The following is a 20,330-nucleotide window of genomic DNA, read 5'->3' on the forward strand; positions in this document are numbered from 1 at the left end:
AGGTGACACGGTGACTGACTACAAAGCAACGCTCAATCTGCCCAAGACCGATTTCCCCATGCGGGGTAATCTCGCCAAGCGCGAACCCGAGCGCCTGGCCCAATGGGAATCCGAGGGGCTTTATCACAAGATTCGCGAGCGTTTTAAGGGGCGGCCTAAGTTCATCCTTCCCGATGGGCCGCCCTATGCCAATGGCGATATCCATATCGGCCATGCCGTGAACAAGATCCTCAAGGACATGGTGGTCAAGTCCCGCACCCTGGAAGGCTTTGATGTCCCCTATGTGCCGGGCTGGGATTGCCACGGCCTGCCCATTGAGCTCAAGGTCGAGGCCAAAGTGGGCAAGGTGGGGGACAAGGTGGATGCCAAGGCCTTCCGCCAGGCCTGCCGGGATTATGCCCATGAGCAGATCGACCGCCAGCGCACCGACTTCAAGCGCCTGGGTGTATTGGGTGACTGGGAACGGCCCTATCTGACCATGCACCCCAAGTATGAGGCCGATCAGCTCCGGGCCTTCGGCAAGATGATCGAGCGGGGTCATCTCTACAAGGGCTACAAGCCCGTTCACTGGTGCATGGACTGTCGCTCGGCCATGGCCGAGGCCGAGGTGGAATATCAGGATCACACCTCGCCGGCCGTGGATGTGCGCTTCCCCATCGCCGATAAGGCCGATCTGGCCAAGCGTTTCGGCCTCGCCGCCGACCAGCTGGATGCCCCGGCCTTTCTGCCTATCTGGACCACCACCCCCTGGACCATCCCCGCCAACCGGGCGGTGGCCCTGAGCCCCAATCTGGAATACGGCCTGTATGCCGTTACCGGCCCCCAGGGTCGGGAAATCACCGTGCTGCCCACGGAAATGGTGGACACCGTGCTGGGCCGCTGGGGCTTTTCCGAGCCCGAGCGCCTGGCCGTGGTGGCGGGCCGTGAACTGCTCCGCCTGACCCTGCAACATCCTTACCTGGCCCGGGAAGTCCCGGTGGTACTGGGTGACCATGTCACCACCGAATCCGGTACCGGTGCCGTGCATACCGCCCCCGGCCATGGTCAGGAAGACTATCTCATGGGCCTGGAATATGACCTGCCCATGGATCATCAGGTGAATGAACGCGGGGTCTTCTTTGAAGAAGCCGAGTACATTGGTGGCGAGCATGTCTTCAAGGCCAACCCCAAGCTGGTGGCCTTGCTGGAAGACAAGGGCATGTTGCTGCACCACGAGAAATACGATCACAGCTATCCCCATTGCTGGCGCCACAAGACCCCGGTGATCTTCCGGGGCACGCCCCAGTGGTTTGTGAGCATGGACAATGGCGGCATGCGAGAGGCTGCTCTCAAGGAAATCGGCCATGTGGCCTTCACCCCGGATTGGGGCGAGGCACGCATTCGCTCCATGGTGGAAAACCGTCCGGACTGGTGTATCTCCCGTCAGCGCAGCTGGGGGGTGCCCATTGCGCTCTTCCTGCATCGCAAGACCGGTGAGCTGCATCCCGAAACACCCAGGCTATTGGAAGAAGTGGCCAAGCGGGTGGAAGTGGACAGCATCGATGCCTGGTTCGATCTGGATCCGGCTGAATTGCTGGGCGAGGAGGCGGCCGATTATGAAAAGGTCAGCGACATCCTGGATGTCTGGTTTGACTCTGGCATGGTCCATTTCTGCGTGCTGGGTGAGCACGAGGACTTGAGCTTCCCGGCGGATCTCTTCCTGGAAGGTTCCGACCAGCATCGGGGCTGGTTCCAGTCATCGTTGCTGACCTCGGTGGCCATCAACGATGTGGCCCCCTACAAGGGCGTTTTGACTCACGGCTTCACTGTGGACGAGAAGGGCCGCAAGATGTCCAAGTCCATGGGCAATGTGGTGGCCCCTCAGAAGGTCTTTAATCAAATGGGCGCGGATGTGCTGCGCCTGTGGGTGGCGGCCAGTGATTACCGCGGCGAGATCGCGGTGTCCGATGAGATCCTCAAGCGGGTGGCGGACAGCTATCGCCGCATGCGTAACACCCTGCGTTTCCTGCTGGCGAATATGGCGGGTTTTGACCCGGCCAAGGACGCCGTTGCACCCAGCGAGATGCTGTCCCTGGACCGCTGGGTAGTGGCCCGGGCCGGTGAGCTTCAGGATGAGATCCGCGGGGCCTATGATCGCTATGAGTTTCACCATATCTATCAGCGTGTTCACAACTTCTGCGTGAATGATCTGGGTGGCTTCTACCTGGATGTCATCAAGGATCGCCAGTACACCACCCAGGCCGACAGCCATGCCCGCCGTTCCTGTCAGACGGCGCTCTATCACATTGCCGAGGCTATGGTGCGCTGGTTGGCCCCCATCCTCTCTTTCACCAGTGAGGAAATCTGGGAGCATCTGCCGGGTGAGCGGGACGAAAGCATCTTTCTGGAGACCTGGTATGAATTACCTTCGGTGACCGCCGATGATGTGGACTGGCAGGCGGTGATCACGGTTCGGGAGCAGGTGTCTCGCGTGCTGGAACGCCTGCGCAATGAAGAGGCCATCGGCGCCTCCCTGGACGCCCAAGTGGACCTGTATACAAGCGATGAACTGAAGACCAAACTGGCGGTGCTGGGCGATGAACTGCGTTTTGCCCTGATTACCAGTGAGGCGGCCGTTCACGGCGAGACCGACAAGCCGGCTGAAGCCGAAGCGGCCCAGGAAATGGAGGGTCTGTGGATCCATGCTCGCCGCTGCGATCATGATAAATGCGCCCGCTGCTGGCATCGCCGACCTGATGTGGGCGCAAACCGCGAGCACCCGGAGATCTGCGGCCGCTGTGTGAACAATGTGGACGGCGAGGGTGAGCAACGCCATTATGCTTGAAGCGCCTGAAAAATAAAGGATGAACGGCAAAGGCCATAATGCAGGCCGAAAGGATGCTTACCGAGTTGTTGTGGGAGCGGCATTCCTGCCGCGACAGGCCGTCGAGACTGGAAAGCCTCATCCCACAGCAAATCGGTCAGCGGACTGGTTTGCACTGGTTGATGGCGAATCGACTGACTTCTTGAAAGACTCATTCGGCCGGGAGAGCTGAGATGTTGGGAGTGGACATCAAGAAACCGAAAGGCCCGGGGGCCCTGATCTGGCTGATTCCGGCCGGCGTCATCATTGTCCTGGATCAGATCACCAAGATCTTGATCCAGTGGCATATGGAGCTCTACGAGACCATCAATCTCACCCCCTTCCTCAATTTGCGCTATCTGGTTAATCCCGGGGCGGCTTTCAGCTTTCTGGCCGATGCCGGGGGCTGGCAGCGCTGGGTGCTTTCGGTGTTGGCTGCCGGTGTCAGCTTGGCGATCATCGTCTGGCTCTGGTACATGCCGCGCAAGGGTGAAGGGCGGCTGGCATGTGGCCTGGCCTTTATCCTGGGGGGCGCGGTGGGTAATCTCATCGATCGCATTGCCTATGGTCACGTGGTGGATTTCATTGATGTGTTTTATGGGAGCTGGCATTGGCCGGCCTTCAATGTGGCCGATTCAGCCATCACCATCGGCGCCATCCTGGTGATCATTGATAGTTTCTCTCCTCGCCACAAGGCCTGATTCATCCCCACCTCCGTAGGAGCGGCTTTAGCCGCGACCCAGGCCGCGGTGGAGCCTATCGCGGCTAAAGCCGCTCCTACGGAGTGCCCCGAGTGACCCGGGGCTTTTTACCGTCCCCGCTCCCCTGCGGTACAATGGAGCCCGAATCCAAGCCTACCCCCGAGGCACCCCATGGACATTCTGCTTTCCAATCCCCGCGGATTCTGCGCCGGCGTGGACCGGGCCATCGAGATTGTCGAGCGGGCCCTGGATATCTATGGCGCCCCCATCTATGTCCGCCATGAAGTGGTGCATAACCGCTATGTGGTCAATCGCCTGCGGGATATGGGCGCGGTCTTCGTCGAAGAACTGCATGAAGTGCCTGACGACACCATTGTCATCTTCAGCGCCCACGGCGTTTCCCGGGCGGTAGAAGAAGAGGCGGAACGGCGTGGTCTGAAGGTCTTTGACGCCACCTGCCCCCTGGTAACCAAGGTTCATCTGGAAGTTCACCGCTATGCTCGGGATGGGCGGGATGTGATCCTCATCGGCCATGCCGGGCATCCGGAAGTGGAAGGCACCATGGGGCGTTTCGACACCCAGTGGGGTGGTCGTATCCACCTGGTGGAAGTGCCGGAGGATGTGGACAAGCTGGACGTGAAAAATCCCGACAGCGTGGCCTTTGTTACCCAGACCACTCTGTCCATGGATGATACCGCTCAGGTGATCGAGGCGGTGCGCCAGCGTTTTCCGTCGGTGGCCAGCCCTCGCAAGGAAGATATCTGCTATGCCACCCAGAACCGCCAGGATGCGGTCCGGATCATGGCGGGTGAAGTGGATGTGATGCTGGTGGTGGGCTCGCCCAACAGTTCCAACAGCAACCGCCTGCGGGAAATGGCCGAGCGGGAAGGGGCCCAGGCCTGGCTGGTGGATGGCCCGGACGATCTGGACCGGGGCTGGTTTGATGGCGTGGCCAAGGTGGGAGTTACTGCCGGGGCCTCCGCTCCCGAAGTGCTGGTCCAGCAGGTGGTGGACCGCTTGCGGGACTGGGGCGGTCGCACGGCCCAGGAGCGGGAAGGCCGGGCGGAGACTGTGACCTTTTCCCTGCCCAAGCTCTTGCGAACCCGCCCCTCCCGGCAGGCGTCCTGAACCCCGCGAATCGGGGTCAGCAATCGGCGGAGGGCATTCGTTGCGGATCCCGGGTGGCTCTCGGGCGACCGGTCACATTGACAACCACCGCGCGTGTTGCGGTTTGGGCGCCAGGCGGGCAGACGAGAAAGGTTCCATTGGTGGAACGCCTGCCATCGGTTCTCAGGGTAAAACGCTGCCGGTTGGCCCGCAGGCCTTCGGGGGCTGCATTCATCACCTGCAGGATCTGATCGGCTTCCAGCAGCTCATTGCTGCCATGGTGTTTCTGATGGCGGTAGATGATCCAGCCATATTGCCAGGCATCGGTGTCTTTCAGGCAATGGCGGCCATCCCGGCTGGGACAGAGACTAACCGGCAGCTGTGAGCGCAGGGACTCCTGTCTGGCATATTGAATTGCTCCCACCAGACGATTGCTGGCGGCGGATTGACGATGCTCATCCACCCAGGCGGAGAAGCGGGGCGTCCCTAGACCGAACAGCAGTCCGGCGATGGCCAGAACGATGAGTAATTCCAACAGCGTTAATCCATTCATTCGATATCGCATGGCAACCTCCCTGTTGATGCCATCCGTGGCTGGGAATGAAAAACTAGAAAAGGCGCACCGGCCGGTGCAACAACGGGACAGCAAATGACGGAAAAATCCGACACGATCATTATCGGTGGCGGTATCATTGGCTTGATGACCGCCCGTGAGCTGGCTCGCCGGGGCCGCTCGGTGACTGTTCTGGACCGGGGGCAGCTGGGGGCCCAGGCCTCCGGGGCGGCCGGCGGTATTCTCTGTCCCCTCTATCCTTGGCGGCTTCCCCTGGCTCTGCAGTCCCTGGCGGCCCAGTCCATGCGTGAATTTCCGCAAGTGGTAGCTGAGCTGACGGGCAGCAGTGGCTGTGCCATTGGGCTTCGCCGCACGGGCTTGCTGGTTCTCGATCATGACGAACTGGATTTGGCCCGCCAGTGGGCAGAGCAATGGTCCATCGAATACGAATCGCTGAGTGCCAGGCAGTTGCAGGCCATCGAGCCGGAGCTGGCGGTGGACGGCGAGGGCTTGTGCTTTCCCCGCATGCGCAACGTCTATAGCCGTGATTTGATCCGGGCCCTGGCCGCCGAAGCGCCCAGCCTTGGTATCCATATCCACCCCTCCCTGGCGGTGGAAGACTTACGGTTGGAAGTGGGCGAGGCCGCCGTCAAGACGGCCCAAGGCTGGATGCAGGCCGAGCAGCTGGTGATTGCCGGGGGGGCCTGGAGCGGCTTGCTGCTGGAACGGCTGGGTGCGGTATTACCGCTTCGTCCGGTGCGGGGCCAGGTGATCCAGTTTCCGGCCGGCAGCAGCGCTTTGCGGCATATGGTGCTCAAGGGGCGCAAGTATCTGGTGCCCCGGCCTGGGGGCGAGCTGATTGTGGGCAGTACCCTGGAAGAGGCCGGTTTTGATGCCGAGCCCACCGAAACCGGCCAGCGCGTCTTGCATGAGGCCGCCACGGCCATGGTGCCGGGACTGTCCCAGAAACCCGTCGAGGATCACTGGGCCGGCCTGCGCCCGGCCGCCCCCGATGGCTTGCCCTTTATCGGCGCCTGGCCGGAGCCGGGGCGGGCCGCCATTCATCTCAATACCGGCCATTACCAGAATGGCATCCTATTAGCGCCACTCAGCGGTCGTTTGCTGGCCCAGCAGATGTGCGGTGAAGTGCCGGAGCAGGATCTTGCGCCCTTCCGACCCGGTCGTGAGAGGATTGTCGAGTAACACGCCAAGCGGTCCGCAATCGGCGATTCCGCCAATCCCTGATTGCGGTGGGGCTGGCCGCTTCGTTATAATCCCGCTCTTGTTGCCGGAATAGCTCAGCTGGTAGAGCAGCGCATTCGTAATGCGAAGGTCGGAGGTTCGACTCCTCTTTCCGGCACCAGTTAGTTAAAGGGCTGCCCAATTTGGGTGGCCCTTTTTTGTTGGTGGAGGGCGAATCCTCCGACCTTCCATTGCTTAAATGCGAAGGTCTCCGGTTGCGGGTATCGTCCCTGATACCCGCCCCTCCCGCTGGTCGGGGTCATCCGCCGCTGGCGGCTGACGCCAATGCGTTCCGGACGCATTGGTCGACTCCATCTTTCCGGCACCAGTTAGTTAAAGGGCCGTCCAATCTGGGCGGCCCTTTTTTGTTTTAAAATTTATTATCATTGGGGTTTTGGGAGTTCGGAGAATAGAAAGGGGAATGTGGGAGATGAATTCGGAACGTATATTGCGATTCAAGCACCGTCTGCTGCCTTTCGTGGGGCTGATTTTTCTATTGCTGGGTTTGATGATTTTGCCCTGGCTGACCTCAGCCAAGACCTTGAACTGTGAACGGGGTACCGGCGAGTGTCGCTTCAGTGAAAGCAGTATTTTCAGTGAGCATTCCGTCGTGATTCCGTTGGCGACTGTTCAGGAGGCCGTGGTGGACCGTCGGGCCAGCAGCTCAGACAGTGGTGGCTATGTCTATCGCACCCTGCTGGTGACGGACGAGGACCGTCATCAGTTAACCGTGGGTTCGTCCTCACCCAGAGGCCCTCATGATCGCCTGGCGGCCCAGGTCAATCATTTTCTATCCGATACGAGCGAATCCGAATTATCGGTTCGGCGGACCATGGGATGGTGGGGCTTGTTCTTTTTGGCCTTCCCCCTGGGCGGTCTATTCTTGATGTTCGGGGTCAGGAATATTAGCGAGGCCGAATTGGATGTGGTCAACGGTCAGCTGCATTTGCGAAAGCGCCGCTGGTGGCAGTCGACAGCATTGGGGCGCACACTGGATGTGGAAGAGATTGAAGATGTTGACCTGGAAAATCGTCAGTCCAAGAATGGCCAGACCCGTCGTACGGTTTTGCGCATGCGGGATGGTGAGGTGATTCCCCTGTTCGGCATCGCCACCAATGGCAAGGGGCCTGTGCGGCGCCGGGATCAACTAATTTCCCTGTTGCAACAATCACCTCAGTTCCAGGGTCCAAAACATGGAAGCCATCATCAGGAGAGATGAATGAAGCCTATCAAGCAGTGGTGGATCGGAGTGGTTCTGGTCGCGGCATTTTTCAGTGTGACCATTGCCGGCTGTAGCGATGAATCGGAGGAAAACCGGTCAGGCGGTGAAGCCGACGAGGATGTGTTTCTGCAGCAACCCCATTGGCAGGAATATGTCCGGCAGGCCGATGAGAGTCCCTATGATCCCGAGCGGTCCGAATGGGATCGTGTGGAAGCCCTGGAACAGAGCGAACGACTGGCGCCGGAAGCGCTCTGCACGAATCCGGATACGGCCCTTGAAGCCTGGGCCGAGTCCCGTTATCTGATTGGTCCGGCGCAGGATGCGGATCTTGAAATCAATATGCGCACCCGTGTGCTGCGGGATGGCTCCATGGAGGGGCTGCTGCAACGCTGGGGGTTCAAGGACGACTCGGTAGCGGGGACCGACCATCGGGTACGGTTCACCCGGGCGGATGAATGTTGGCAAATTGAAGAAGTGGTGGCTCGTCATTACTGCCGCCGGGGGGTGTCTGAAGGGTTGATTTGCCGTTGATACCGGATTGGCGATGGTCAGGGCAATATTGGGGGCCTGCTGTGTTGCTGGTCTTCGGCTTGGCCTTGTTTCTCGTGTACACGGGGCACGATTCTGATTCCTGGCCATCACGGGCCAGCTCAGAGACAAGCAACCAGGCGACGGCCATTGCCTGGGAAGATTGCGATGACTTGATGCCGGCCGGAATCCAGGCCCGGTGTGCCTGGTTCGAGCCCGGAGTGCAAGGGGAAAGGGAGCAGGCGATCCGACTGCCCCTGCTGCTGATGCGCCGGGATTCAGTCCCTGAAACAGCCCCCCTGACGATCCATCTGCCTGGAGGCCCGGGTGCGGCGGCTGGGACGGACGAGTATTCGGCTTGGTACTGGGGCGCTTGGTTATTGGAGTTGGGGCTGGAGGATCGCCTTTTGATATTTGATCCCCGTGGTACCGGAATGGCCGAACCACGTCTCCATTGCCCAGGTAACCATCTTGCCATCAGTGCCATGTTGGCCCAGCCACTCTCCGCCACTGCCGAAAGCCGCTTGGCCTTGAAGTCGCTCAGTCAATGCCGGGGGTATTGGCAGGACAGGGGCGTTGCACTGGATGATTTTGCGGCCCGTCATCTGCTGGACGATGTACCAGCAATTATGGACGCCATTGGAGAAGAAAAGGCTCGTCTGCTGGGGCTTTCCCATGGTTCGAGGCTGGCCCTTCGCCTGCTTGAGGATCATCCGGATCGCTTCTCCGCGGCGGTTCTCGATGGGGTATTCCCTCCCCATATCGACCCCTTCCAGACCCAGCCAGAGGTCCATGCTTATTCTCTGAGGAACCTGACCGGTTACTGCCGTTCACAAGAGGGGTGTTCTGATAGGCAGCTGAGGGACGCCCATGAACAGGTCAGGAACCGTCTGGCTGAACAAGCGGTATTGATCCAGGTGCCTCGCCACGATGCGCCGGATCAAGCTTTATGGTTGACTGAAGCCCGTTTTCTGGACCTGGTTTTCGCCGCGCAGGCATTTGATGAGAGTCTGGCGACCCTACCATCCTCAATTGTGCGGGCAGCCGACAAGGACTATCGTTCCTTCGCCCGAATGCTCAGCCAGGTCATCGACCCTGCCCTTGATCCGGACCGCAATGTACCGGTCTATTGGGCTTCTCTATGCAATGAAGGCCATCTGCCGAACCCGGAAGGCATTCATTCCGCCGCACATCGACGAGGACTGGAAGTCAGCTTTCCGGTGGCGGGTCTGCGTGCCCATCCTTGTCTCAATGATTGGGCAGGGCCCTTTACGCGGGAGAATTTTGCCCAGCCAGTGACCGCCGAGCAGCCGGTGCTACTCCTGGCGGGACAATGGGATTCGGTTACGCCCGTGTCATGGACTCGGGAACAAGCGGCGCTGCTGGACAATGCTCATGTTCTGGAAGTGAAGGGTCGTAGCCACGGGGTGGTTTTTGATGTCCGCTGTGCTGGAAAGGCGGTCAAGGACTTTCTGGAAAGTCCGAATGATTTTCGCCTCTCCCAGGATTGTTGAATGAGCCCCGCAGGGGCTCAGGAACAACCGGATTAACGGAGCAGGGGATCGGGGGAGGCGATCTCGACAGCCTCTCCACATTGGAAATCAACGCGGCGGGCATCGGCCAGCGTGTCCCGAATCATCTGCTCATACTCCGGAAATGCATTGCTTTCCTCCCCTTCCAGACGGTGATGCTGGGAGCGGGTGCGGGGAGATTGCTCAATCAGGGCGCAGCAGTCCTTGTAGGGCCGGATGGCGTTATCAAAGGTTCCGATACGGCGGGCGATATCGATGATCTCCTGCTTATCCAGACCCACCAGGGGGCGAAGGATAGGCAGGGTCACCGCACGGGATTTACTCACCATGTTTTCCAGGGTCTGGGAGGCCACCTGCCCCAGACTATCCCCGTTGGCTAGGGCCAGGGCGCCGGTTTCGGCGCACAGGGCTTCGGCCACCCGGGCCATGAAACGGCGGAACATGATCACCCCGTAATCGCTGGGAGCGGCCAGCATGGCCAGGTCGAAGTGGGTGTAGGGCACCAGATAAAGCCTAGAGCGTACGGTGAAATGGCTCAGATGGCGTGCCATTTCCACCACTTTATTCTGTTCCAGGTCGTGTTGCTGCTGATGGGTGGCGGTGAAATGGATGAAATCCTGAGGGCAACCCCGCTTGGCCATCATCCAGGCCGCCACTGGGGAATCGATGCCGCCCGAGAGCATGGTCATCAGACGCCCCCCGCTGCCCACCGGCAGCCCGCCCATGGCCGGACGACGTTCACAGAAGACGTAGATTCCTTCCGGGTAGAGATTGATGTGGAAGCTGCGGTCGGCGTGATTCAGGGAAACCTTTTCCCAATCGGTCTGCTGAATGATCTGTCCGCCCAGTTCCCGTTCCAGTTCGCTGGAACGGATGGCAAAGCGCTTGTCGGCCCGGTTTACTTTCACCCGAAAGGTTTGTCCGGCCTGGTGACTCACCCCGGCCAGGTCCAGCACTTGGGCCTGAATGGCCTCCAGGTGTTCTCTTCGGGGGCCTTCGGGGGTCGCTGTCCAGATGGCGGGCTGAATACGGGCCAGACCGGCCACCTGTTCCAGGGTCTGCAACACCTCGGCCAGTCGTGATTGGCCGTCTTCCGGCACCTCGACAAACAGCCGCTTGTGCCGCCAATGGGCGGACCAGCCCGGGCCGGCAAAGGCCAGGTGCAGATTGATGTTCTCCCGCAGCCGTTTTTTGAAATCCTTGAGATTCCGGCCTTTCAGCGCCAACTCACCATAAGTGAGCAGGATGCGGTTAATGCGGCTGTTTTGGGGGACAACCGGGCTGTCGTCGTGTTGTTGGCTCATGGGTCTGAATGTTCTGAAGATATTGTCGCGAGCGAAATAAGCCGCCCATGATAACATCCCGCCTTGCCTTGATGCCGCTGGAGGTCCGATTGCAGGCTGGTCATACCCCCTATCAATATCCGGATGGTGAGGTGGCGCGTGAGCTTGAGGTGAAACGCAGCCGCTTTATCGCCCTGATCGGACCCGCCGCCAGCCGGGGGGAGGCCATGACCTTCGTCGAGCGCTGCCAGAGCCGTTATCCGGATGCCCGTCATGTCTGCTGGGCCTTCGTGGCCGGCAACCCTGCGGGTGGGGCGGAAATGGGCAGCAATGATGCTGGTGAGCCGGCGGGGACCGCCGGCCGGCCCATGCTCTCTGTGTTGGAGCACAAGGGCCTGGGTGATGTGGTGGCCGTGGTGATTCGTTATTTCGGCGGTATCAAGCTGGGCGCCGGTGGACTGGTGAGGGCCTATTCAGCGGCTGTTCAGCAGGCACTGGATGGTTTGCCATTGGCCTGGCGCGAGCCGATGATCGAACGCCTCCTTAAGTTTGATTTCGAATTCGAAAGTCTGGTACGCCGGCTGGTGCCGGCCTATGGGGGCCATCTCGAGGCCCCGGACTATGCCCAGCAGGTGACCGCTGCATTGCAGATTCGAGAGGTTGACTGGCCCGCCCTGGAGGATGCCCTGCGGGAAGCCAGTCGGGCCCGTATTCAAGCATTCGACACCCAAGATAATGATGGAAAAGACCATGGCAAATGACCCGCAAGCCCAATCCGATGAATTGAAACTGGCCTCGGAGGAATATCGCCTGGTGGTGGCACCGGCCCTGGCGGCCGCGGCGGAGACGGCCGCTGAGCGGGGTGACCCTCAGCTGTTCAATGATATGGCCTCCATGCTGGCTTTGTGCTGGATGGTGGAAGGGTTGGTGGCGGCCTACCAGCGCGAGGTGGATCGGGAGCAATGGGTCTCGGAAGCTCCCGCCATGGATGCGGCCCCCCTGGGGGCTTGTGCCCTGGTCTTTACCGAGTCGGATCTGGAAGCGGATCAGGTCAATGAGTGTATCGGTGCGCTGGCTCAGGCCAGCCGGCTACTCAAGGAAGATGGTGTGGACAAGGCTGGGCGGGAGGCGCTAACCGCCGCTTGGCGGGCCCTGCGGGTCGATGCCTATGAGCAGGCCATTGATCGTTTACAGGGCTGTGCCCGCGCCATGGCAGTGGCGGTGGATGAGTGGGAGCAGCATCGTTAAGGGCTGTCTTCTTCCCTGGGGTAGGTCCGACATTGAATCCAGCGTGTCTCCTGCCAGCTCCGTTCTTCGCAGCGGAATTCACCGCGCTGGGTGCTCAGGCGTCGACGGGGGTCGTGGGCATCCATGTAATCTTGCTGGGGATCAATGATTTCCAGGGCAAACAGCTGGCGTTGCTCGCGCTGGTCCTGTTGGGCCTGGCGGCAGCGGGTATAGGCCGGAGAAGGGTATTCATGGCCCTGCTCTTGGCAGCGGGTATCGTCCCGCTTGGCCTGTTCAATATTGGATTGCCGGTCACGGGTTCGTTGATCACTGACAAAGCCGCTGCAAGCCAGACTGGTCAGGGCTAGGCTGATTATCAGAGTAACAGCGCTTGTGCGGATCATCTGCATGGTCATCACTCTCCGGGATTGCTCTCATTGTCCCTGATTACACCGGCTATCACCAAGTGCTTTGCTGTCGCGAGCGGTAGCAAACTGCTAAAGTTTGACCGGTTCCTGGTCGAATAGGTTCATGGGCCGAAAAGCCAATTGATTGGACAGGATCAATGAGCAACCTGAACCGGGATGTTTTTGGATGCCGAATGTATACCAATAGGGAAGGCTGGTAATGCTGACAGGTCAGTTGATGGTGACCGATAGGGATGTGGATAGCCAAGTTCGGGCGGAGATGATCAAGCGCCTGTTCACCTATTGTTTTCCCTCCCATATTGTCTGTATTCCGGCTGCCGTTCTGATTGCCATTCTGGTATCTGCCGTGGTGTCCTGGAACGTGGCACTGGGTTGGGCTCTGGCCCTGATTATATCCGAGCTGGGTCGCCTGGTGGCCTGCCTGTTTTTCTTTCGTTCTCGTGGTCACGTCAATAATTCGGGTATCTGGTTTGCCATATTCCTGACCGGTGCCTTGGTCTCCGGGGCCATCTGGGGTTCGGCCGGGGTGCTATTGTTTCCTGAAGGCCAGCCGGAATATCAAATCATCATGGCTCTGATTCTCGTGGCCATAGCTGGCATTGGATTGCCCCTGCTGGCACCGGCGTTCTGGTTATATATGGTCATCATGGTGTTGATACTGGCACCGATCTCCCTGATGTTGCTGTTGAACAGTTCCTCCCTCACTCAGATTGCCGCGGTTCTAATCGGTTTGTCGGCACTGGTATTGGTCCTTGCGGCTCGCCGCCTTAATTGGGATCAGACCGAATCCGTCGCGGCCCGGCATTCCTTCGCCTCGGCTGCCGAATCTCTGCGTCAGGAAGTGGATGAACGGCGCCGGATCGAGACCGAGTTGCGGCGCCGGGAGACCACGAACCAGCGCCGTAAGCTGATCCTGATGGAGCTGGCCCGGCATTCAGTGATTGCCGAGGGGGACCTGGCGCAAGCCCTGAGGGAAGTCTCCCAGTCGGTGGCCCGTGGCTTGGGGGTGACCCGTATATCCGTCTGGTTTCTGTCGCAAGAGAATGCGCAATTCGATTGCCGACTGATTCTGGATGGTGATCGGGTGGATAATGCCCCCAATCTGAACCTGGATATCCGGATTGACCGGGCTGATCGCGAGGAATTTGAACGTCTGCGGACACTGGTGGTACCGGATGTGAAGAATCATGCCCATGCCGGACGCTACTGGGATGACTATTTTCGCAGCACAGGGATTCACTCCATTCTTGCTGCCCCCTTTCGCCGGGACGGTCGAGTGCGCGGTTTTTTGATGGCCGAATCCCGGATCCAGCGATTTTGGACCGAAGATGACGATAGCTTTATTAGTTCGGCGGTGGATTTTATTTCTCTGGCCATGGCGGCCTCCGATCGACGAAAGGCTCAGCATCGTCTGCGGGAGATGGCAACCCTGGATGGTTTGACCCGTTTGCCCAATCGCAACGCTTTTCATGAGTTCATCGGTCAATCCATTAAGTCGGCGGCAGAAGAAGGCAACCGTCTGGGACTGCTGTTTGTGGATTTGGACCGTTTCAAGGCCGTCAATGACTCCCTGGGCCACCATGCGGGTGACATTGTGCTGCAGGAAATGTCCCAGCGACTTCTGGACAGCCTGCGGGATGGAGACTGGGTGGCTCGACTGGCCGGTGACGAATTCACCGTCATCGTGCATGACTTGGAAAGCCTGGAGACCCTGCGGGGTATCGCCAACCGAGTTCGCAAATCGCTGATTCAGCCCATGGTGCTGGATAACACCGAGATAACACTGACCTGCAGCATTGGCATTGCGATCTATCCGGATGATGCCGAGGACCCGGAGCGCCTGCTGCAAAGCGCGGATGCGGCCATGTACGAAGCCAAGAAACAAGGCCGCAACCGTTATGCCTTCTTTACGCCGGAGTTGCGTGAACGTGCGGTGCGGAGGCTTTCCCTGGACAATGAGCTGCGCCGGGCAGTGGAGGACAATGAATTCCTACTGCATTACCAGCCCATTGTTCGTCCTGAGACGGGCACGATGGTGGGGGTGGAAGCCTTGGTTCGTTGGCAGCGTTCGGATGGTCGTATGATCTCGCCCGGGGAATTTATTCCTCTGGCCGAGGAGACCGGACTGGTGGTACCCATCGGGGAATGGGTGCTCAATGAAGCCCTGATGCAATTGGGGGAATGGGATCGCGACCATCATGGCGGTCTGACAATGAGTGTGAATTTTTCCATGGTTCAGTGTCGCCATGGTGGCCTGCCGGCCATGGTGGATCGGGCCCTGAACCGAAGCGGCATCGATTCGGCACGCCTGGTGGCCGAGGTGACTGAAAGCGATGTGCTGGTGGGCCAACAGCAGTATCAGGCCGTCTTTGACCGCTTACGGGAGCGCGGCGTCCGGGTGGCCATGGATGATTTCGGCACCGGCAGTTCCTCCCTGGGCCAGCTGAAGCGCCTGCCAGTGGACATTCTCAAGCTGGATCGCTCTTTCGTGCGCGATATCACCAAGTCCAGCCAGGATGAGGCCATTACCCGGGCCGCCATCACCATGGCGGATGCCCTGGGCCTGAACGTGATTGCTGAAGGGGTGGAGGAGGCTACCCAGCGGGATTTGCTGATCGACGCCGGTTGTCGCTTGATGCAGGGCTTTTATTTTAGCCGCCCAAGGCCAGCGGAGGAAATCGAAGGGCTCTTGCGTGAGAAGCGCAATTTACCGGAAAGCTGATCCTCCAGACTGAGAATGTTGGGGGAGGTGAGCTGGCTTGGGCTTCGTTTGAGTTGCCAAGGTAGACAGTTCCGAGCCAGATTGTTCTTCCCGAAATGTCACGAAGCACAAAAAAGCCCCGCCAAACGGCGGGGCTTTTTTGACGTGGTGGACCATTCTTCAGCCCACCGGATCCTCTTTGTATTCAGCTGGCCTTGGCCGCCTGCTTGGCGGTCTTGCCGGCATGGGCCTCCGGTGCCCGTTCCGGATCCAGCTCGTCCACGGCAATAGCCGCGGCCGTGGCCTTGGCGGATTCCCGGATGACCTCGGCTTCCTGTTCGGCGATCACCTTTTCTTCCACGCCCCGCTGGAGATGCTCCTCCAGATTGTTGGGAGTCAGGCGAACACCCAGGCCCTTCTGCAAGCGGGCTTCCAGGGGCTCGGCGGCCAGCATGCGCTCCATGGCGTATTCCACCTTGCCCACCGGATCGGCCGGGTCGTTGCTGATGAATACACCGCGGGTCAGGCGATCCCGAGCTGCGGACGGGGTCAGCAGCAGGGAGGCCACCTCATGGCCCAGCTTGTCAGTGGGCCGGCGATAACTGCTGCCGGTGGGCATCACCACCCACTTCACCAGGCGACCCAGCAAGGGCGAGGGGAAGTTGCGGAAGATCTCGTTGAGTCGATCTTCAATGGTGTGCAGGGAGTCCTGACAGGCCCAGTGCACCAGCGGCAGATCCGAGGCCGGGCGACCCTGATCCTCGAACTGCTTGAGCATGGCCGAGCCCATGTAGAGATGGCTCAGGACATCGCCAAAGCGGGCAGACAGCTTCTCCTTGCGCTTGAGCTCACCACCCAAGAGCAGCAGGGCCACATCCGCAGAGAAGGCAAAGGCCGAGCTCATTCGGGAGAACTGCTTGTAATAGCGGCTGACTTCCCCGGCTTCCGGGCTGCGGATAAACAGGCCCCGGGTCAGGCCGGTGACGAAGGCGCGCACCGCATTGCTGATGGTAAAGCCCACATGGGAGAACAGGGCCCGGTCAAACTTGGCCACGGCCTGTTCCTCATCCTCCATGCCCACGCATTCCATCTCCTTGAGAAGATAGGGATGGCAGCGGATGGCGCCCTGGCCGAAGATCATCAGGCCCCGGGTCAGGATGTTGGCCCCTTCCACCGTGATGCTGATGGGAATGGACTGATAGGTGCGGGCCAGATAGTTGCTCGGCCCCATCATGACACCCTTACCGGCATGAATGTCCATGGCGTCATTGACCACTTGGCGCATGCCTTCGGTGCAGTGATACTTGAGGATGGCCGACAGGACTGAGGGCTTCTCGCCCAGATCCAGGGCGCCGGCGGTCATTCGCCGCATGGCTTCCATGCGGTAGGTATAGCCGCCAATCCGGGTCATGGCTTCTTCTACCCCTTCGAACTTGCCGATGGGGGTCTTGAACTGCTTGCGGACCCGGGCATAAGCACCGGTGGTGCGGCTGGAGATCTTGCCCGCACCGGTACCCAGGGCCGGCAGGGAAATGGCACGGCCCACGGACAGGCAGTTCATCAGCATGCGCCAGCCTTCACCGATGAAGTCCTGACCGCCGATCAGATGCTCCATGGGAACGAAGACATCCTTGCCGCGGGTGGGTCCGTTCTGGAAGGAGGCATTGAGGGGGAAGTGACGCTGGCCAATCTCCACCCCGGGTGTGTCGGTGGGAATCAGGGCCAGGGTAATGCCCAGGCTCTTTTTGTCGCCCAGCAATCCGTCCGGGTCGTAGGCCTTGAAGGCCACACCCAGCAGGGTGGCCACCGGTGCCAGGGTGATGTAGCGCTTGTCCCAGGTAATTCTAAAGCCCAGCACTTCCTTGCCGTTGTGCTCACCTTTACAGACGATGCCGGTATCGGGCAGAGCGCCGGCATCGGAACCCGCGTGGGGACCGGTGAGGGCGAAGCAGGGAATCTCCTCGCCCTTGGCCAGCCGGGGCAGATAATAGTCTTTTTGCTTGTCGGTGCCGTAATGTAGCAACAGCTCACCCGGGCCCAGGGAATTGGGCACCATCACGGTGACCCCGGCGGAGGGGCTGCGGCTGGCCACTTTCATCACCACCGAGGAGTGGGCCAGGGCCGAGAAACCATGCCCCCCGTACTCCTTGGGAATGATCATGCCGAAAAAGCCCTTCTCCCGGATGAAGTCCCAGGTGGCGGCCGGCAGATCGTTTTTCTCGTGAGTGATCTCCCAGTCGTCGAGCATCTTGCAGAGCGCTTCGGTGGGGCCGTCCACAAAGGCCTGCTCCTCGTCGCTCAGCTGGGGAGACGGGTAGCTGAGGAGCTTGTTCCAGTCCGGCTTGCCGGTAAACAGGTCCGCATCCCACCAGGTGTTACCCGCATCCAGGGCAACCCGCTCGGTCTGGGAAATGGGTGGCATGACCGAACGGAACCAGGCCAGCAGCTTGCGGCTGAACAGATTGCGCCGCAGGGGCGTGACGTTCAGGGGAATCGCCACGGCCAAAAATACAATGGTTCCGATCAGGGGGAAGCTGCCGGAAATCAGCCAGTTGACACCCAGAAGACCGGCAAAGGCCAGCGTCCAGACAGGCAGTTTGGAACGGGTGTAGGCCAGAGTCAGTGCCAGAGCGATGGTAACGAGAAACCAAACAAGGCCGGACATGGTTGTCCTCCTGTGAGAAGTGTCGCTGAGAAGTCGTCAAAAGGGCCCCGTCAATAAGGACGCTTGGGCCAAATTCAAACGCTTGTTTCAAGGGCCAGCCAGCATATCATATTCCGCTGGCGTGGGTGACTGCAGGCCGGATTATTCCAGTCGCATGGATAAATCCACGGCCCGGATATGCTTGGTCAGGGCGCCGACCGAAATGTAGTTCACTCCGGTGGCGGCCACTTGAGCCAGGGCCGCTTCAGTCAGCCCGCCGGAGGCCTCCAGCTTGGCACGACCCTGATTCAAGGCCACCGCCTCCGAGAGTTGTTCCAGGCTAAGGTTGTCCAGCAGCAAGCTGTCAGCACCCGCAGCCAGGGCCTGTTCGACTTCGGCCAGGTTTTCCACCTCCACTTCCACCGGAATCCCCGGATGACAGTCTCGGGCGGTGCTGACCGCCGGGGCGATGCCGCCGCAGGCGGCAATGTGATTTTCCTTGATGAGAATGCCATCGAACAGCCCGGTTCGATGGTTTTCACCGCCGCCGCAACGGACCGCATATTTCTGGGCGGTTCGCAGGCCGGGTAGGGTCTTGCGGGTATCGAGAATGGTACAGCCGGTGCCGGCTACGGCCTCCACCAGACGGCGGGTGGCCGTGGCCGTGGACGACAGGGTTTGGAGAAAGTTAAGCGCCGTTCGTTCACCGCTGAGCAAAACCCGGGCCGGTCCGCTCAAGGTGCACAAAACCTGATTGGCTTGCACGGCATCGCCATCGGCCACATTCCAGTGGATCTGGATCCCGGGATCGATGGACTTGAAGACTGCATCCGCCCACGGTTGTCCACAAAACACGGCCGCTTCCCGGGTAATGATGCGTCCCCGGGCCGTGTTGCTTTCCGGGATGAGGGCAGCGGTCAGGTCACCCTGACCCAGGTCTTCATCCAGGGCGGCGGTTACCTGGCGAGTTAGATCGTCGGGGATTTGCATGGGGTATGAGTCCTTGCCCTTGACTACTGTGGTGCGCGAATGGTGAGTACGCCGTCCCGCTGATTCAATTCCAGGGGGGCGAGAAAGTTCATGCCCAGCAGCACCTTGTCCATCTCCATGACCGGATTGATGGTGGCCTGGAGGCCGCGTCGGCGTATGCCACCGATCTCCACCTCATCCAGCACAGTGGCATGGCTGGTAACCCGGCCACCGGCGGTTCGCGTGTCCACGGCTTGGCCGCGGGAAAGGCCGATGGCATCGGCGATATGGGCGGGAATGGCAATGCGCGTGGCACCGGTGTCAACGAAAAAAGTCACCGGATGGCCATTGATGGTGCCATCCACCAGATAATGCCCCTGGCGGTTGCTTTCCAGCCGGATCTCCAGGGCCCCGCCATCCACTGACTGGGCTATCACCTCCCTGTTGGGGTGCTGGCGCTCGTCCAGGCCTTGTTGGAAGGCGAGCGTGAGTACCCCCAGCACGGCCAGGGTGGCGAGCAGGCCCATGAGAAGGCCCAGGCGGTTGCTGACATCATTGGAATTCATAGGGCAATTATACCGATAGTTGGCCCCTGGCAGGGCAAGGAAAGGCGGTTAGAGGGATGGCCAAGCCTGACCATTCGTCGTGGCCCCTTGGAATCAGTCCTGATTCGCGCGACACTATGCGTTTCCCGCACGAACTCTTGGTCCATATCAAGTATTCAAGGAGGCCCTCGTGAGCCACGAATTGATGTCTCTGCCGTATTCCATGGATGCCCTGGAACCGCATATCTCCAAGGAAACCCTGGAATATCACTATGGCAAGCACCACCAGACCTATGTGAATACCCTCAACGGTCTTGTTGAAGGGACCCCGGACGCCGATCTCAGTTTGGAAGCGCTGATCAAGAAGGCCTCCGGCAAGCTGTTCAACCAGGCTGCCCAGGTGTGGAACCACAATTTCTACTGGCAATCCCTGAGCCCCAACGGTGGCGGTGACCCCGAAGGCGAGCTCAAGGCGGCCATTGAGAAGGAATGGGGCTCGGTAGATGCCTTCCGCAAGGAATTCACGGAAAAGACCATTGCCAATTTCGCCTCCGGCTGGGGCTGGCTGGTGAAGAAGAGCGACGGCAGTCTGGCCATCGTGGAAACCGATGATGCCGAAACCCCGCTCACCGATGACAGCGTGACCCCGCTACTCACCTGTGACATTTGGGAGCACGCCTATTACATCGACTACCGGAACGCCCGCCCCAAGTACATGGAAGCGTTCTGGAAGCTGGTGAACTGGGACTTTGCTGCCAAGAACTTCGCCGGCTGATCAGCGCCCTGATCAAGGCGCTGGCTGGCTA

General features: G+C 60.0%; 17 protein-coding genes and 1 tRNA gene. 12 read left to right on the plus strand and 6 right to left on the minus strand.

What is annotated here, in order from left to right:
• The first annotated feature begins 10 nt into the window (after positions 1–10).
• The 3 genes from ileS (at position 11) to ispH (ending at position 4,671) form a co-directional block, all read left to right on the plus strand.
• Complete coding sequence (gene ileS / locus J2T60_RS00935) at positions 11–2,824, plus strand: isoleucine--tRNA ligase (RefSeq protein ID WP_253444127.1); 2,814 nt, start codon at positions 11–13, stop codon at positions 2,822–2,824.
• Between the two features lie 212 nt (positions 2,825–3,036).
• Positions 3,037–3,543, plus strand: coding sequence for a signal peptidase II (gene lspA / locus J2T60_RS00940; protein WP_253444130.1), 507 nt, complete (start codon positions 3,037–3,039; stop codon positions 3,541–3,543).
• 171 nt (positions 3,544–3,714) lie between these two features.
• Positions 3,715–4,671 (plus strand): 4-hydroxy-3-methylbut-2-enyl diphosphate reductase, encoded by a 957-nt coding sequence (gene ispH, locus J2T60_RS00945; RefSeq protein ID WP_253444134.1) that lies wholly within the window; start codon positions 3,715–3,717, stop codon positions 4,669–4,671.
• 16 nt (positions 4,672–4,687) lie between these two features.
• Here the strand turns inward: ispH and J2T60_RS00950 are convergent, their stop codons facing one another.
• Positions 4,688–5,215 carry a GspH/FimT family protein gene (locus J2T60_RS00950; RefSeq protein ID WP_253444137.1) on the minus strand — a complete coding sequence of 176 codons (528 nt, stop codon included), beginning with the start codon at positions 5,213–5,215 and terminating at the stop codon, positions 4,688–4,690.
• A gap of 84 nt (positions 5,216–5,299) precedes the next feature.
• On the opposite strand from J2T60_RS00950, the gene thiO reads away from it, so the two are divergent.
• The 5 genes from thiO (at position 5,300) to J2T60_RS00975 (ending at position 9,709) form a co-directional block, all read left to right on the plus strand.
• Positions 5,300–6,406, plus strand: a complete 1,107-nt coding sequence (thiO, locus tag J2T60_RS00955; protein ID WP_253444140.1) for a glycine oxidase ThiO — start codon at positions 5,300–5,302, stop codon at positions 6,404–6,406.
• 84 nt (positions 6,407–6,490) lie between these two features.
• A tRNA-Thr gene (locus tag J2T60_RS00960) sits at positions 6,491–6,566 on the plus strand.
• A 309-nt stretch (positions 6,567–6,875) separates the two neighbouring features.
• The gene (locus J2T60_RS00965; RefSeq protein WP_253444143.1) at positions 6,876–7,664 is read left to right on the plus strand and encodes a hypothetical protein; all 789 of its coding nucleotides are present in this window, start codon (positions 6,876–6,878) and stop codon (positions 7,662–7,664) included.
• Positions 7,665–8,198 (plus strand): hypothetical protein, encoded by a 534-nt coding sequence (locus J2T60_RS00970; protein WP_253444146.1) that lies wholly within the window; start codon positions 7,665–7,667, stop codon positions 8,196–8,198. It begins immediately after the preceding gene.
• Positions 8,199–8,371: 173 nt separating this feature from the next.
• A complete protein-coding gene (locus J2T60_RS00975; protein ID WP_253444150.1) occupies positions 8,372–9,709 on the plus strand; it encodes an alpha/beta fold hydrolase in 1,338 nt (445 codons plus the stop codon).
• A gap of 32 nt (positions 9,710–9,741) precedes the next feature.
• Here J2T60_RS00975 and thiI read toward each other — a convergent pair whose 3' ends face one another.
• Positions 9,742–11,031 (minus strand): tRNA uracil 4-sulfurtransferase ThiI, encoded by a 1,290-nt coding sequence (gene thiI, locus J2T60_RS00980; RefSeq protein ID WP_253444153.1) that lies wholly within the window; start codon positions 11,029–11,031, stop codon positions 9,742–9,744.
• A gap of 47 nt (positions 11,032–11,078) precedes the next feature.
• On the opposite strand from thiI, the gene J2T60_RS00985 reads away from it, so the two are divergent.
• Both J2T60_RS00985 and J2T60_RS00990 read left to right on the plus strand, forming a co-directional pair.
• Entirely contained in the window at positions 11,079–11,771 is a 693-nt protein-coding gene (locus J2T60_RS00985; RefSeq protein ID WP_253444156.1) for an IMPACT family protein, read from the plus strand.
• On the plus strand, positions 11,761–12,258 hold the full coding sequence (locus J2T60_RS00990) for a hypothetical protein (RefSeq protein WP_253444160.1): 498 nt from the start codon (positions 11,761–11,763) through the stop codon (positions 12,256–12,258). Before J2T60_RS00985 ends, J2T60_RS00990 begins: the two co-directional genes overlap by 11 nt.
• Here the strand turns inward: J2T60_RS00990 and J2T60_RS00995 are convergent.
• Positions 12,255–12,647: a hypothetical protein gene (locus tag J2T60_RS00995; RefSeq protein ID WP_253444163.1), complete on the minus strand. Its 393-nt coding sequence runs from the start codon at positions 12,645–12,647 to the stop codon at positions 12,255–12,257. The two genes, J2T60_RS00990 and J2T60_RS00995, sit on opposite strands and share 4 nt — an antisense overlap.
• 217 nt (positions 12,648–12,864) lie before the next feature.
• On the opposite strand from J2T60_RS00995, the gene J2T60_RS01000 reads away from it, so the two are divergent.
• The gene (locus tag J2T60_RS01000) at positions 12,865–15,387 is read left to right on the plus strand and encodes a putative bifunctional diguanylate cyclase/phosphodiesterase (RefSeq protein WP_253444166.1); all 2,523 of its coding nucleotides are present in this window, start codon (positions 12,865–12,867) and stop codon (positions 15,385–15,387) included.
• 184 nt (positions 15,388–15,571) lie between these two features.
• On the opposite strand, the gene J2T60_RS01005 is transcribed toward J2T60_RS01000, so the two are convergent.
• The 3 genes from J2T60_RS01005 to J2T60_RS01015 all read right to left on the minus strand — a co-directional run bounded on the left by J2T60_RS01005 (position 15,572) and on the right by J2T60_RS01015 (position 19,545).
• A complete protein-coding gene (locus tag J2T60_RS01005; protein WP_253444168.1) occupies positions 15,572–18,031 on the minus strand; it encodes an acyl-CoA dehydrogenase in 2,460 nt (819 codons plus the stop codon).
• A gap of 141 nt (positions 18,032–18,172) precedes the next feature.
• On the minus strand, positions 18,173–19,000 hold the full coding sequence (gene nadC, locus J2T60_RS01010; RefSeq protein ID WP_253444171.1) for a carboxylating nicotinate-nucleotide diphosphorylase: 828 nt from the start codon (positions 18,998–19,000) through the stop codon (positions 18,173–18,175).
• A 23-nt stretch (positions 19,001–19,023) separates the two neighbouring features.
• On the minus strand, positions 19,024–19,545 hold the full coding sequence (locus J2T60_RS01015) for a retropepsin-like aspartic protease family protein (RefSeq protein ID WP_253444174.1): 522 nt from the start codon (positions 19,543–19,545) through the stop codon (positions 19,024–19,026).
• A 184-nt stretch (positions 19,546–19,729) separates the two neighbouring features.
• On the opposite strand from J2T60_RS01015, the gene J2T60_RS01020 reads away from it, so the two are divergent.
• Positions 19,730–20,299: a superoxide dismutase gene (locus J2T60_RS01020; protein ID WP_301288333.1), complete on the plus strand. Its 570-nt coding sequence runs from the start codon at positions 19,730–19,732 to the stop codon at positions 20,297–20,299.
• Positions 20,300–20,330 lie beyond the last annotated feature (31 nt).

The sequence above is a fragment of the Natronospira proteinivora genome (genome assembly GCF_024170465.1).
Lineage (GTDB): Bacteria > Pseudomonadota > Gammaproteobacteria > Natronospirales > Natronospiraceae > Natronospira > Natronospira proteinivora.